The sequence below is a fragment of the Nocardiopsis sp. B62 genome, assembly GCF_018070675.1.
GTDB classification, from domain to species: Bacteria; Actinomycetota; Actinomycetes; order Streptosporangiales; family Streptosporangiaceae; genus Nocardiopsis; species Nocardiopsis prasina.
In genome coordinates this window covers 1-13,524 of the sequence record NZ_JAGPXK010000024.1, presented here as the reverse complement: position 1 = coordinate 13,524, position 13,524 = coordinate 1, and the positions used below count along the sequence as shown (strand labels likewise).

At 69.7% G+C, this 13,524-nt stretch carries 13 protein-coding genes; 9 read left to right on the top strand and 4 right to left on the bottom strand.

Annotated elements, in window-relative coordinates; translation table 11 throughout:
• Positions 1–86: 86 nt before the first annotated feature.
• The 6 genes from KBX21_RS21085 to KBX21_RS21060 all read left to right on the top strand — a co-directional run bounded on the left by KBX21_RS21085 (position 87) and on the right by KBX21_RS21060 (position 5,128).
• Positions 87–998, top strand: coding sequence for an ABC transporter substrate-binding protein (locus KBX21_RS21085; protein ID WP_049572726.1), 912 nt, complete (start codon positions 87–89; stop codon positions 996–998).
• Between the two features lie 117 nt (positions 999–1,115).
• A complete protein-coding gene (locus tag KBX21_RS21080; protein ID WP_017542528.1) occupies positions 1,116–2,075 on the top strand; it encodes an amino acid ABC transporter permease in 960 nt (319 codons plus the stop codon).
• Positions 2,075–2,905: an amino acid ABC transporter ATP-binding protein gene (locus KBX21_RS21075; RefSeq protein WP_017542527.1), complete on the top strand. Its 831-nt coding sequence runs from the start codon at positions 2,075–2,077 to the stop codon at positions 2,903–2,905. The genes KBX21_RS21080 and KBX21_RS21075 overlap by 1 nt, the downstream gene beginning before the upstream one ends.
• 161 nt (positions 2,906–3,066) lie before the next feature.
• Entirely contained in the window at positions 3,067–3,657 is a 591-nt protein-coding gene (locus KBX21_RS21070; RefSeq protein WP_049572723.1) for a class I SAM-dependent methyltransferase, read from the top strand.
• Positions 3,658–3,902: 245 nt separating this feature from the next.
• Entirely contained in the window at positions 3,903–4,328 is a 426-nt protein-coding gene (locus tag KBX21_RS21065; RefSeq protein ID WP_026128903.1) for an anti-sigma factor, read from the top strand.
• 41 nt (positions 4,329–4,369) lie between these two features.
• On the top strand, positions 4,370–5,128 hold the full coding sequence (locus KBX21_RS21060; RefSeq protein WP_199776574.1) for an RNA polymerase sigma factor SigF: 759 nt from the start codon (positions 4,370–4,372) through the stop codon (positions 5,126–5,128).
• Between the two features lie 31 nt (positions 5,129–5,159).
• On the opposite strand, the gene KBX21_RS21055 is transcribed toward KBX21_RS21060, so the two are convergent.
• On the bottom strand, positions 5,160–5,555 hold the full coding sequence (locus KBX21_RS21055) for a hypothetical protein (protein ID WP_049572719.1): 396 nt from the start codon (positions 5,553–5,555) through the stop codon (positions 5,160–5,162).
• Positions 5,556–5,714: 159 nt separating this feature from the next.
• Here KBX21_RS21055 and KBX21_RS21050 point away from each other — a divergent pair, with 159 nt between their 5' ends.
• Positions 5,715–6,647 (top strand): diacylglycerol kinase family protein, encoded by a 933-nt coding sequence (locus tag KBX21_RS21050; protein ID WP_210843224.1) that lies wholly within the window; start codon positions 5,715–5,717, stop codon positions 6,645–6,647.
• 287 nt (positions 6,648–6,934) lie between these two features.
• Complete coding sequence (locus KBX21_RS21045) at positions 6,935–7,189, top strand: WhiB family transcriptional regulator (RefSeq protein WP_017542521.1); 255 nt, start codon at positions 6,935–6,937, stop codon at positions 7,187–7,189.
• 105 nt (positions 7,190–7,294) lie between these two features.
• On the opposite strand, the gene KBX21_RS21040 is transcribed toward KBX21_RS21045, so the two are convergent.
• The gene (locus KBX21_RS21040; protein ID WP_049572715.1) at positions 7,295–8,839 is read right to left on the bottom strand and encodes a sensor histidine kinase; all 1,545 of its coding nucleotides are present in this window, start codon (positions 8,837–8,839) and stop codon (positions 7,295–7,297) included.
• A gap of 133 nt (positions 8,840–8,972) precedes the next feature.
• On the opposite strand from KBX21_RS21040, the gene KBX21_RS21035 reads away from it, so the two are divergent.
• The gene (locus KBX21_RS21035) at positions 8,973–9,713 is read left to right on the top strand and encodes a GntR family transcriptional regulator (RefSeq protein ID WP_017542519.1); all 741 of its coding nucleotides are present in this window, start codon (positions 8,973–8,975) and stop codon (positions 9,711–9,713) included.
• A 359-nt stretch (positions 9,714–10,072) separates the two neighbouring features.
• Here KBX21_RS21035 and KBX21_RS21030 read toward each other — a convergent pair whose 3' ends face one another.
• Both KBX21_RS21030 and KBX21_RS21025 read right to left on the bottom strand, forming a co-directional pair.
• A complete protein-coding gene (locus KBX21_RS21030) occupies positions 10,073–11,404 on the bottom strand; it encodes an HD domain-containing phosphohydrolase (protein ID WP_049572711.1) in 1,332 nt (443 codons plus the stop codon).
• Positions 11,404–12,750: an HD-GYP domain-containing protein gene (locus KBX21_RS21025; protein WP_199776573.1), complete on the bottom strand. Its 1,347-nt coding sequence runs from the start codon at positions 12,748–12,750 to the stop codon at positions 11,404–11,406. The genes KBX21_RS21030 and KBX21_RS21025 overlap by 1 nt, the downstream gene beginning before the upstream one ends.
• Between the last annotated feature and the right edge of the window lie 774 nt (positions 12,751–13,524).

Below are 13,524 nucleotides of genomic sequence, written 5' to 3'. Positions count from 1 at the left end.
CACCTCAAGTCCCCACTGGTCGGCCCCGCGACGCAGCGGACCCACCCCTCGACCAGGCACTCCGTGCTCCCTGAAGGAGACCCACCATGGCCCTGCGCAAGCCCCTGTCCGAGCCCCGGACCTACCTCACCGCCCTGGCCACGGCCGGCGTGCTGGCCCTGGCGGCTTGCGGCAACGGTGGTGACGGTGCCTCCGACGAGGCGGACGCCCCCGATGTCGCGGTCGACGAGGAGCTCGCCGCGCTCCTGCCCGACGCGGTCGCCGACGCCGGTGCCGTCACCATCGGAGTCGAGGCGTCCTACCCGCCCGGCGAGTACCTGGACGAGGACGGCGAGACCGTCCTCGGCTTCAACGTCGACCTCATCGAGGCCGCGCTGGGCAAGCTCGGCCTGGAGGCCGACTGGGAGCCCACCACCTTCGACTCGATCATCATCGGTGTCGACACCGGCAGCTACGACCTCGGTGCCTCCTCCTTCACCATCACGGAGGAGCGCATGGAGGCCGTGAACATGGTCAGCTACTTCTCCTCCGGCACCCAGTGGTTCGCCCCGGCGGGCAACCCCGACGGTGTCGACCCCGACAACGCCTGCGGCCTGCGCATCGCGGTGCAGACGGGCACCACGCACGACCAGGACATCGAGGCCCGCAGTGAGGCCTGTGTCGAGGCGGGCGAGGACGCCATCACCATCGAGAAGTTCCAGACCCAGCCCCAGGCGACCGAGACCATCGTCTCCGGCCTGAACGACGCCTCGCTGGCCGACCTGCCGACCTCGCTCTACGCTCTCCAGCAGACCGGCGAGCAGCTGGAGTTCATCGGCGAGCAGTACGACGCCGCCCCCTACGGCGTCGTCGTCAACCAGGAGCAGGAGGAGCTCTCCGAGGCCGTCGCCGCCGCCTTCAACGCCATCATCGAGGACGGCACCTACGAGGAGGTCCTCGCCGAGTGGGGCATCGAGGGCGGCGCCCTGGAGACCGCCGAGGTCAACCCCGCCGCCTAGGGCGTGTTCCATGGATGCTGCCGTCGCGAGCGGCGCATCCGACGCGCAGCCGGGGCGTGTCCGCCGGACACGCCCCACAGCACCGCGCACTCCCGTCAACCAAGCGAAAGTCTGACTGTGACCTCACCGAGCGAACCGGTGGGCGGCCCGGGGTCGAAGGAACCGACCCCGGGCCGTTCGGCCGCTCCGATCACCGCCGTCCCCGTCCGGTACCCCGAACGGTGGGTGGCCGCCGGGATCATCCTGGTCCTCGCCGCGATGTTCGTGCACATGCTGTTCACGAACCCCGCGTTCAACTGGCCGTTCATGTTCGACAACATGTTCTCCGAGCCCGTGCTCCGGGGCGTGTGGGTCACGCTGAGCGCGACCGTGCTGTCGATGGTCATCGGTGTCCTCCTGGGCATCATCCTCGCGGTGATGCGCCTGTCCGGTAACCCCGTGCTGGTCACGGTCTCCTGGATGTACACGTGGTTCTTCCGCGGGGTGCCCCGGCTCGTGCTGGCGGTGCTCTTCGGCAACCTCGCCATCCTGTACTCGACCATCCACATCGGGCTGCCGTTCGACAACTACTGGATGCCGTGGCTGGGCCTCGAGGGCGACGCCCGCTTCTTCGAGATCGACGCGCGCACCCTCCTGACGGGCTACACGGCGGGTCTGCTCGCCCTGTCGCTGTCCGAGGGCGCCTACATGGCGGAGATCATCCGCGCCGGCCTCCAGTCCGTGGACAAGGGCCAGACCGAGGCCGCGCAGGCGCTCGGGATGAGCCGGAGCAGGATCATGCGGCGGATCACCCTGCCGCAGGCGATGCGGGTGGTGATCCCTCCGACCGGCAACGAGACCATCGCCATGCTGAAGGACACGGCGTTGCTCGCCTACGTTCCGGTGACCATCGAGCTCTTCTACCAGCTCCAGGCGATCGGCACCCGGAGCTACCAGATCTTCCCGATGCTGGTGGCCGCGTGTCTGTGGTACCTGGCCATCACCAGCGTCCTGATGGTGGGCCAGTACTTCATCGAACGCAGGTTCAACCGGAGCGGACGCGGGGTCCGGGACCGCATCGTGGGAGGGGCGCACTGATGGCAGACCAGACCAGTGACCACGGGCCGGAGGGCGTCGTGGAGACCGCGGAGGGCACCGAACTGCCCGCCGACGCCCTCGTGGTGGCGGAGAACGTCCACAAGAGCTTCGGGCGCCTGGAGGTCCTCAAGGGCATCGACCTCCAGGTCAAGCGCGGCGAGGTCATGTGCGTGGTCGGCCCCTCGGGGTCGGGCAAGTCCACGTTCCTGCGCTGCGTCAACCACCTGGAGAAGCTCACCGCCGGCCGCCTGTGGGTCAACGGCGAGCTGATGGGGTACCGGCAAAAGCGCGGGCGCCTGTACGAACTGCGCGACACCGAGATCGCCGCCCAGCGCAGCGACATCGGGATGGTCTTCCAGCGCTTCAACCTGTTCCCGCACCTGACGGTTCTCGGCAATGTCATCGAGGCTCCGGTACAGGTCAAGAAGGTGCCGCGCGCCGAGGCCACCGAACGCGCCAGGGAGCTCCTCGAGCGGGTCGGCCTCCCGGACAAGGCGGACGCCTACCCCGAACAGCTCTCCGGCGGCCAGCAGCAGCGCGTGGCGATCGCCCGCGCGCTGGCCATGGAGCCGTCGCTGATGCTGTTCGACGAGCCCACCAGCGCGCTGGACCCGGAGTTGGTCGGCGAGGTGCTGGACGTCATGCGCGACCTCGCCCGGGGCGGTATGACGATGGTCGTGGTCACCCACGAGATGGGCTTCGCCCGCGAGGTCGGCGACTCCCTGGTCTTCATGGACGACGGGGTCGTGGTGGAGTCGGGCACCCCGTCCGAGGTGCTGACCAACCCGCAGCACGAGCGTACCCAGGCCTTCCTCTCCAAGGTGCTGTAGACACACCGGCCGCGCGGTCCGCCGCGAAGCCGCGAGGGCCCCGCGTTCCCCACGGAGCGCGGGGCCCTCCTCGTTCACACGAAAGCACCCCCGATGCTCTTGACCCCGGGGGCTCCCGCATCCAGAGTCGTCACGTGACATCCACCTGCCCGGGGAGAGGCATGGACGCGCGTACGGAGAAGGTTCGCGAGCTGTGGGAGAAGAGGGCGGGAGGTTACGACACCGGGTCTCGGGTGGAACCCCCGAGTGTCCGGCGCACCCGTCGCCTGCTGTGCGGCGGCGCGCGGGGACGCACCCTCGAAGTGGCGGTGGGTACGGGGATCAACCTCGAGCTCTACCCTCCACAGGTCCTCCTCACGGGGGTGGACCTGAGCCCCACCATGCTCGCGCGGGCCCGGGAGCGGGCCGAGGAACAGGGACGCCCGGTGCACCTGGTGGAGGGCGACGCCCAACGGCTCTCCTTCGCCGACCAGTCGTTCGACACCGTCCTGTGCGCGCTCGCGCTGTGCACGATCCCCGACCAGGAGCGAGCCCTGGCCGAGATGTACCGGGTCCTGGTCCCCGGCGGACGGCTGCTGCTGGTCGACCACATCGAGTACACGCGGTTCCCGTTCCGGCTGCGCGAACGCCTGCGCTCGCACCCGCGCAGACTGCCCCGCGCCGTCGCCGAGGAGGTCGGGTTCGAGGTGGGCCACCACGACCGTCTGTTGATGGGCATGGTGGAGCGGCTGGTCGCCCGACGGCCCCGGTGAGTCTCGGGGGCGGGCTCCACCGGCGCGGCGCGTACCCTGGGTTGGCCCCCCACGGATGTGTTGACGGTCCGTCGCCCGAACGGCGACGCGCTGACCGCACTGGCTCCCGCAGGGGGTCCGGACGGACCATTCGTCTCGTGTTCGCCCCCCGAGGGCTGGACACGATCCCTTCGCCCTGCGTCAGTGGCAGGGTGAAACGAGATACATTGCTCTCAAGCGGCAACCTCGCCCCCCGAAGGAGGGACGTGACCGAAGAAACCGCTGTGCCCACGGCCGACGCCACCGGTGTACGCGACGCTGTCACCGTCAACATGCCAGCCGACAGCGCTTACCTGTCTGTCCTGCGCACGGCGACGGCAGGGCTGGCCGCCCGACTCGACTTCACCCTCGACGAGATCGAGGACCTGAGGATCGGGGTCGACGAGGCCTGCGCGATGCTCCTCTCCCAGGCGCTGCCCGGCACAGAACTGACCACGGAATTCGAACTCACCCCCGACGGGATGCGCATCTCGGTCTCGGTGATGACGGCGGACGGACGCCTGCCCGCACGTGACACCTTCGCCTGGACCGTTCTTTCCGCTCTCGCCGGGGATGTCGACGCGGGGGTCGGTCCGGACGACCGCGTCTACATCGTCCTGTACAAACGCCGTGGCGCCCTGGAGCCGGCGTGAGCGAAAGGGGGCCCGCTCTGACAGCGAAGACCGAGCACGCGGTGCCCGACCGGGCGCGCGCGAGAGAGTTGTTCGAGCGCCTTAACGACCTCGACGCGGACGCGCCCGAGCGCAGGGCGATCCGCGACGAACTGGTCGAGCTCCACCTGCCCTTGGTGGAGTACCTGGCCCGCAGGTTCCGCAACCGGGGCGAGTGGCTGGACGACCTCACGCAGGTGGCCACGATCGGGCTGATCAAGTCCATCGACCGGTTCGATCTGGAGCGCGGGGTGGAGTTCTCCACGTACGCGACCCCGACGATCGTCGGTGAGATCAAGCGCCACTTCCGGGACAAGGGCTGGGCGGTGCGGGTACCGCGCCGTCTCCAGGAGCTGAAGCTCTCGCTGACCAAGGCGGTCAGCGACCTGTCCCAGCGCGAGGGGCGCTCGCCCACCGTCGCGGAGCTGGCCGCGCACCTCCAGATGACCGAGGAGGAGGTGCTGGAGGGCCTGGAGTCCGCCAACGCCTACTCGACGGTGTCGTTGGACGCCCCCGACAGCGGGGACGAGGACGCCCCCGCGGTGGCCGACTCCCTGGGGATCGTCGACGAGTCCCTGGAGGGCGTGGAGTACCGGGAGTCGCTCAAACCGCTCCTGGAGCAGCTCCCGCCCCGCGAGAAGCGCATCCTGCTGCTGCGCTTCTTCGGGAACATGACGCAGTCCCAGATCGCCCAGGAGCTGGGCATCTCCCAGATGCACGTGTCGCGTCTGCTGGCGCGCACCCTGGCCCAGCTGCGGCAGGCGCTGACCACGGACGACTGACCCGGTGCGCGGCCGACGGCCGCGGTGACCGTTACCGGCGCCCCTCGGTGTCGGAGAACAGCACCGCGGTCGTCGGCGGCGCCAGCACGGCGGCCGCCGCGGCGACGGCGACGGCCAGCATGACCGCGCAGATCACGTACTGCTCCCCCGTGTACATGTAGTACGCCACCACGGCCATGAAGAGCTGGGTGACCACCACCGGGGTACGGGCCCAGTCGCGCAGGTTCCAGAGCCCGTACGCGACGAAGACGAGCAGCACACCGACTCCGACCCCGATCACGGTGAGCGGGATGGCGGAGGAGACCGGATCGGTGGCCCGTCCGGTGATCGCGGTGTACAGGCTGTAGATTCCGGCGACCGCCGCGACCAGCCCGATCAGGGCCTCCAGCACGGCGGCGATGACGATGGTGAAGGGACGCGAAGACACCCGACGAGCCTATACGCGCTCCCGGTGTCCCCCTCTCCGGCCCGCCCACTCGGAGGCACCTCCCGCGCACGGGCCTCCCGGAGCCCACGCGCGGCGAACCCCCGTGGTGAGGCCCGACTCCGCTCCCGTCGCGGACGACGCACCGCCTAGACTGACCGGGTGCGAGCCCTATTCATCGTGAACCCCCAGGCGACCACGACCACCTCCCGCACGCGCGAGGTGATCCTGGGCGCCCTGGCCTCCGAGCTGGACGTGACCCCCGTCGAGACCGCTCATCGTGACCACGCTCGCGAGCTGGCGCGGGGCGCGGCCGCGGACGGGTACGAACTCGTGTTGAGCCTGGGCGGTGACGGCACCGTGAACGAGGTCGTCAACGGGCTCCTCACCACGCCCGAGGACCTGCCCCGCCCCCGGTACGCCGTCATCCCGGGCGGGAGCGCGAACGTCTTCATCCGCTCGCTCGGGGTCCCCGGCGACCCCGTCGAGGCGACCGGCGCCGTCCTGGAGGCCATTCGGGCGGGGCGTGAGCGGGAGATCGGACTGGGCCGGATCACCGGCGACCAGGACGACCGTTACTTCACTTTCTGCGCCGGTTTCGGGTGGGACGCCGATGTGGTGCAGCAGGTGGAGCAGGAACGCGGCAACGGCCGGAAGGCCACCCCCGCGCTGTACGCGGAGACCGCGGTAAAGCTGTTCTTCCGGGGCGATATCCGCGATCCGTCACTCAGCGTGTCCAGCGACGGAACGTTACTGGAGGACGTCTATTTCGCGCTGGTCACGAACACCACTCCGTGGACCTACGCGGGAGCGCTGCCACTTCAGCCCACCCCGGCCTCACGTTTCGAACTGGGTCTGGACGCATTCGCGCTGACGCAGTCCTCGCACGCGCTGACTGGCTGGGTTCTTTCCCAAATGTTCTTCCCCAAGGGCCTTCCCGCACGCGGAGACGGCTACGTGACCTGGCACGACCAGGTGTCACTACGCATCTCGTCGTCCCATCCCCGGGCCTTCCAAATCGACGGTGAATACCTGGGCGAGCGCGAAGAGGTCAACTTCCACTCGGTACCGAAGGCATTACGAATCATCTGTTAATAACGTCGAAAGCAGCCATTCCCGATGACTGTGACGCACCCGACACGCCGAACAGGACCTTTGGCCTCGGGGACTCTTGCATGCCCCCCGCGTTCCTGGCACGCTCAGGATATCGCCGCGAGTTACGGGCGAGTTAATTTGGGCGCTTCCCACGTGGCCGTGGGGTGAAACCTCACTTACCTCGGCCTTGACGACACCGCCGGTGGACCCCCTCCGCCGGGCGCCCTTGCACATTCCGATCGTGAAAAGCTTCACAAATGATCGCCTCACTGTGAGGAGTGGACCGCATGGACTGGCGCCATGACGCAGCCTGCCGTGACGAAGACCCCGAACTCTTCTTCCCCATCGGCGACTACGGCCCCGCACTGAACCAGATCGAGGAGGCCAAGGCGGTGTGTCAGCGCTGCCCGGTCAGCTCGGCGTGTCTGAAGTGGGCGCTGGAGAGCGGCCAGGACGGCGGCGTCTGGGGCGGCACCTCCGAAGAGGAACGCCGTCGCATCAAGCGCCGTGGCACCACGCTGCGCCCGATGGTCCGTAGCTGACCACCGGCCCCGACCGACCGACGACCCCCGTTGGCGCGGCGGGGGATCGCACACGTCCGTGCGGACCCCGGACCGGGAGCGTTTCCCCCGGCCCCTCGGGCTCCCTCAGGGAACCTCCCGCTCCTCGTGCTCCAGTGGCAGGCTGATCGCCACCTCGGTACCGCCGGAATCCTTCGGCTTGATCGCCAGGGTCCCGCCGAGCTCACCCACGATCAGGGTTCGCACGATCTGCAACCCCAGACTCGTGGTCCCCTCCAGGTCGAAGTCCGCCGGAAGACCGCCGCCGTCGTCGGAGACGGCCAGTTCCAGGCTGCTCGGCCCCGGATGGCCCGGCCCGGTGTCGAACCGGCGCACACGCACCTCGATCAGTCCCGGGCCCTGGCCCAGACCGTGCTCCACCGCGTTCTGCACCAGTTCGGCCAGCACCATCGACAACGGGGTCGCCACCAGCGCGTTCAGCAGCCCGAAGTGGCCGTCGCGCCTGGGCACCACGGCCTGACCCGTCGAGGACACCTCCGCCGCCATCTGCATGACCCTGTCGGCGATGTCGTCGAAGTCCACCACCTCGTCCGGCGTGTGCGAGAGCATCTCGTGCACGATCGCGATGGACCCCACCCGGCCGACCGCCTCGTCCAGAGCGGCCCGCGCCTCGGGGATGTCCAGACGCCGTGACTGGAGCCGCAGCAGCGCCGCCACCGTCTGGAGGTTGTTCTTCACCCGGTGGTGGATCTCCCGGATGGTGGCGTCCTTGGTCATCAGCTCGCGCTCGCGCCGCCGCAGTTCGGTGACGTCGCGGACCATCACCAGCGCGCCGATCCGCACCCCGTCGATCACCAGCGGTATTGCCCGCAGCTGCACGGTGATCCCGCGCGCCTCGACCTCGGCCTCCTGGGGCGCGCGCCCGCTCGCGGTGTAGGTGAGGTTCTCGTCGCGGGCCTCCCCCTGCGCGGCCAGCTCCAGCGTGGTGCGGTCCAGGCGAGCCCCCACGAGGTCGGCCGCCAGGCCCAGGCGCCGGTACGCCGAGAGGGCGTTGGGGCTCGCGTAGACCACCTCGCCGTTCTGGTCCAGGCGCAGCAGCCCGTCACCGACCCTCGGAGAGCGGACCATGAGCGGCCCCTGGTCGCTGAACGGGAAGGCGCCCTCGGCGATCATCTGGGCGAGGTCGCCCGCGCTCTGGAGGTAGGTGAGCTCCAGTCGGCTGGGGGTTCGCGCCGAACTCAGGTTGGTGCTGCGCTGGATGACCGCGATGAGGTTGCCCTCACGGCGGACCGGAATGGTCTCCTCGCGCACCGGGACCCCGCCGGACCAGTCGGGGTCGCCGTCGCGGCAGATCCGTCCCTCGCTCCAGGCGCGGTCTATCAGGGCCCGGCGGCCGACCACCCTGGGGGCGGACCGGGACGTGACATCGGTCATGTCGTCCCGGAGCACCGCCTCCACCAGGTCGTCCTGGAAGGCGGTCGGGCCGGTCGTGGGCCGCATCTGCGCGATGGCTATCCACCCGTCGTCCTCGCGCAGGCGCACCCACAGCACGAGGTCCGCGAAGGAGAGGTCGGCCAGAAGCTGCCAGTCGGAGGCCAGAGAGTGGATCCACTCCAGGTCCGCCTGCTTGAGTGACGTGTGACGGCGAATGAGGTCGCTGAGGTGAGGCACTCACAAATCATCCCATGAAGCCGTGCATACTCAAGAGACACGCACTCGACCAGTGGTCCACACCAATCGACGGCCGGAAGGCGGCCGCACCGACCACGTCCGGGCGGGGCGCGGAACGCGGCGGAGGAGACTGATGACTGGTCAGCACACCCTGGACGGCAACCCCAGAGTGCCGAAGTACTACCAGGTCAAGAAGCAGTTGCTGGAGCTGATCGAGGCGATGCCGGCGGGGAACCCGGTCCCGCCCGAGCGATCACTGGCCACCCAGTTCGGCACCTCGCGCACCACGGTGCGCCAGGCCCTGACCGAGATGGTGGTCGAGGGCCGGCTCCTGCGCATCCAGGGCAAGGGCACGTTCGTGGCCAAGCCGAAGGTCGCGCAGATCCTCCAGCTGACCAGCTACACGCAGGAGATGCGGGCGCACGGCCTGCACCCGGCCACCCGCATCCTGGACGTGAGCTACATCAACGCGGACGACCAGCTCGCGGAGCTCCTCGCGATCCGCTCCGGCGGCCGCGTGCTGCGCATCGAACGGCTCCGGCTGGCCAACGGTGAGCCCATGGCCGTCGAGACGGCCCACCTGGCCGCGCGGCGTTTCCCCGGACTCCGGAGGCAGCTGGACCGCTACGCGTCGCTCTACGAGGCTCTGGCGAGCGCCTACGACGTCTCCCTCGCGGAGGCGGAGGCCTCCATCGAGACCGTCCTCGCCACTCCCAACGAGGCCCGCCTGCTCGGTGTGGACGTGGGGCTGCCCCTGGTCCTGCACTGCCAGCACAGCTTCGACGGCGACGGGCACCCGGTGGAGTGGGTCCGCTCGCTCTACCGCGGCGACCGCTACAAGTTCGTCACCCGCCTGCGCCCGCCCCGGGACTGATCCAGGCAGGCGCGCGCGGCGCGGGCCCCGTCGCGCTCCCCCGTGTCCGTCCTCCCACCGGATTTCTCCCGCCCCGGGCCGGAGGCCCCCTCCGCCCGGGTGCGGGGCCCTCGGACCCGCTCGTGGCGTCCGCGCTTCCGCGGCCGCTCGCGGTGCCCCTCGCCGACGCCCCCGCCACCGCCAACGCCCTCCGCACCGGTTGGCGGCGGCACCGTTCCCGGCGCCGGTCCGGGGCCTGAGCCCGCACATGGGGAGGGGCCGTGGGCAAACGTTCCCCGGTTCTCGGACGTCGTCGACGCACCGCCCTGCCCGGGTGACGCGGACTCCGGGGCGGTCTCTCCCTTACCCGGGTGACCGGGTCAGCCGCGCGCGAGCACGTTGGAGAGGGCGTCGACCACGCGCGGGTCGTACTCGCTGCCGGTGTCCATACGCAGGCGTTCGACCACGGCGGCCCGGCGTTCGGCGTCACCGTTCTCACCGACCAGGTCGTCGAAGGCGTTGGCGACCTTGATGATGCGGCTGCCCAGCGGGGGCACCCCCTCGTCGCCGTCCCCGGCCAGCGGCTCGCACTGGCGTCGGACCATCTCCGCGACGTTGTCCAGCACCCCAGTCTCCCGGATGATGGCCGAACCCAGCTCGGCGATCCGCCGCTGTTCCCTCGGTGAGGACAGCAGGGTGGCGCCGCCCGCGATGGGTTCGCGCAGGGAGAGCTGGCCGATGTCGTGCATGAGCGCCGCGTACTCCAGTTCCAGCAGCTCCGCCTCGGCCAGGCCCAGTTCGCAGGCGATGCCGTGGGAGAGCTGGCTGACGCGCCGCGAGTGGCCGTTCTCCACGTATCCGCCCACCTCGGTGACGCGGGACAGCGCCCGCACCGTCTCCAGGTAGGTGCGGCGCACCTCGGCGTGCCTGCGGAAGGCCACCTGGGAGACCAACAGCGGGGCGAGGAAGACCAGCAGACCCACCAGGCCGGTCACCGTGCAGGCCAGGGCGATCAGCACTCCGCTGGAGGCGATCGCGCCGCCGGTGGCGACCTGTGCCCGGGCCTCGTCGCGCATGGCCACGACCAGGCGGGTGCGCAGCCGCTCGGCACGCAGCACGGCGGAGACCGCGACGTCCAGCGACCACGCCAGGGCGACCAGGACGGTCATCATCAGGGCGACCACGACCGAGGGCCCGGTCAGGGCCAGGGCCTCCACCAGGGGGCGGAAGGCGACGGCGAGCAGCGACGCGGTGAGCACCCTGCGCGCGACGTCCTCCAGCCGTGGGCCGCGGCCCACCGCCACGTGCGGGAGTTCGCCCAGGGCCACGCCCAGGGCGACCACCGCCACCACCTGCCAGGCGGTGTGGTGGCTGGCCTCACCGCCCAGGCTGAGCAGGAACGCGTAGGCGATCGCCCCGGCCAGGGCGATCGGCGCGGACTCCCGGTGTCCCGGGAGCGTGATCCTGGCCAGCTCGCCGCCCGCGATGACCAGGCAGAAGGCCAGGGCCACGTAGGGCTGGTGGAACCCGGCCGCCGCGGTCCACACCAGGGCGGCCAGCGAGGCGGCGCCCACCCCGCCCACCAGGACCGCCCGGAAGGGTCTCGCGGTGCGCCAGGCGGGCCCCCAGGACCGCTGGTGGCTCAGCGCCCCGCCCTCGGGGCCACAGGGGTAGGGCCCGGGGAGCGGCCCCTCCGACTGCTTCTGCGTCATCACCGGTCCTGGCCCCCCGTAACCGCGGCCGCCGACGTGGACTCGGCCACCGGTGCCGTGCCGTCGCGCCGCGGTGCGGCCGGCACCGTCGCGCCCGTGTCCCCGGCCCCGGACTCGACGGAGGCGCCGTAGCAACCACCCGGCGGTTCCGCGATGTCCGGGGTCTCCCAACCCTCACGGGTGACGGCCCGGACGAGGGCCTCCACCATGCGGGGATCGAACTGGCTGCCCGCGCAGCGCCGGAGCTCGACGATGGCGTCCTCGACGGACCAGGCCTTGCGGTAGGAGCGCGTCGAGGTGAGGCAGTCGAAGACGTCGGCCACGCTGATGATCCGGGCGGACTCGGGGATCTCCATCCCCACCAGCCCCATGGGGTAGCCGCGCCCGTCCAGACGCTCGTGGTGGTGCCGGATGCCCGCGAGCGCCTCGTCCAGGAAGCTGATCTCGCGGACGATCTCGTACCCGCGCGTGGGGTGCAGCTTGATCGCCGCGTACTCGTCGTCGGTGAGCTTGCCGTTCTTCTGGAGCACCTTGGTGGGCACCCCGAGCTTGCCGATGTCGTGCAGCATGCCCGCGTACCGGATCTTCTGCACCCGCTCGGCGGGCATACCCAGTTCGGCCGCGATCATCGCCGAGCCCTGGGCCACCCGCATGCAGTGGCCCCGGGTGTAGTAGTCCTTCGTCTCCACGGCCTGGCACAGCGTGGCCAGGGTGGCCTCGTGCGCCCGCGCCTCGGCGGTCTGCTGCCCGAAGACCCACCGCGCGATGAACAGCGGCAGCAGGACGAGCAGCGGGGCGATGATCCCCACCGCGCCCCAGATGGCCGCGATCGCCAGGCCCAGCATCTGGTAGCCCACGGAGGCGACCTCCAGGGCCGCCAGCGGACGCCAGCGCATCGGCCCCGCACCGGGGGGCCGGGTGACGCCCAGGCACCACATGAGGACGCCGATGAGCACCGAGTTGAGCAGCGTGTGCGTCAGGACCGCGGCGACGTACGGCAGGACGATGCCGGGGAAGTCGGACTGTCCCGGCACCCCCACCGTGCCGCCGAGCAGGAGGTAGACGTGTCCGGCCACGTGGGCCGCCAGCGCGAACTGCGCCCCGTTGAAGGCCCGCTTGACCAGGCCCTGTCTGCGGACGGCCAGGCAGGAGGCGAACCCGACCACGGCCGCGCCGACCGGTCCCACCAGCACGACGGCGGCCAGGGCCACGGCCGAGCTCGGCGAGATTCCGGCTTCCTTGACGTCGACGACGACGTGTGTGCTTATCGACTCCGCGACGACGAAGAGGACCGCGATGAGTACCAGGGTCCCCAGGTCGATCCCCGTGTAGGGACCGACGAGCATGATGGCGACAGCACTGACAACGATGATCCCGACGTAGACACGCGCGCCCCAAGGAAGAGCCCGCACCCCCGTTCACCCCCCACCGACGACGACCGGACTGTCATGGTTTCACCGGTTCTGTTCTACCACCAAGACCATCCGGTAAAAGTGGAAGCCATCAAAACGGCGGACATCATCGAACCGAACATGGTGACGAACATCAGTCGTCCCCCTTCTCCCCGTGGCGGCGGCCCCCTCATCCCCTGGGCACGCCGCGCAAATTACCTTATTCGTTGGATAAGGCCTCCAGTTTAACGGGCCACGACACCATCCTGATTACCCCCAACCCGAACCGGAGGCACACTCGACATCCCCGGGGGTGAGAAGTTCCGGAGCGTGGAATTACTAATTCAATTAGTCATTCCAGATGACTACACAGAGTGACAATAGACCACAGGCGCGACACCGGGGACCACCCATTCCTCGGGGGATCCTGCCAGGCAGACCAGCGGACGCCATCAGGCATGACTACCCATCGTGAGCATTCGAAACGGACTCTCACAAGTTCAAGGAAATTCATTCCGACTCGGTCACGACCGAAAACCGATTCGCGTCATCGGGCGTGTCGAACCCCCCGAGAACCACCCACCCGACACCCGAGTGACCAAAACCCCCCGGACCCAACGGGATCCGTCGCACTCTTTTTACAAAAGCACACAAACGGCCCAAAGTGCACCAGAAACCAACAAGCACCCCTGAATACACAAAAGTGGCGAAATCAGGTAAGACAGCATT

Coding starts and splice junctions, on each gene's coding strand:
- KBX21_RS21075 (WP_017542527.1), top strand. CDS start 2,075: ATGGCAGACCAGACCAGTGACCACGGGCCGGAGGGCGTCGTGGAGACC.
- KBX21_RS21085 (WP_049572726.1), top strand. CDS start 87: ATGGCCCTGCGCAAGCCCCTGTCCGAGCCCCGGACCTACCTCACCGCC.
- KBX21_RS21045 (WP_017542521.1), top strand. CDS start 6,935: ATGGACTGGCGCCATGACGCAGCCTGCCGTGACGAAGACCCCGAACTC.
- KBX21_RS21025 (WP_199776573.1), bottom strand. CDS start 12,750: ATGCTCGTCGGTCCCTACACGGGGATCGACCTGGGGACCCTGGTACTC.
- KBX21_RS21070 (WP_049572723.1), top strand. CDS start 3,067: ATGGACGCGCGTACGGAGAAGGTTCGCGAGCTGTGGGAGAAGAGGGCG.
- KBX21_RS21030 (WP_049572711.1), bottom strand. CDS start 11,404: ATGACGCAGAAGCAGTCGGAGGGGCCGCTCCCCGGGCCCTACCCCTGT.
- KBX21_RS21035 (WP_017542519.1), top strand. CDS start 8,973: ATGACTGGTCAGCACACCCTGGACGGCAACCCCAGAGTGCCGAAGTAC.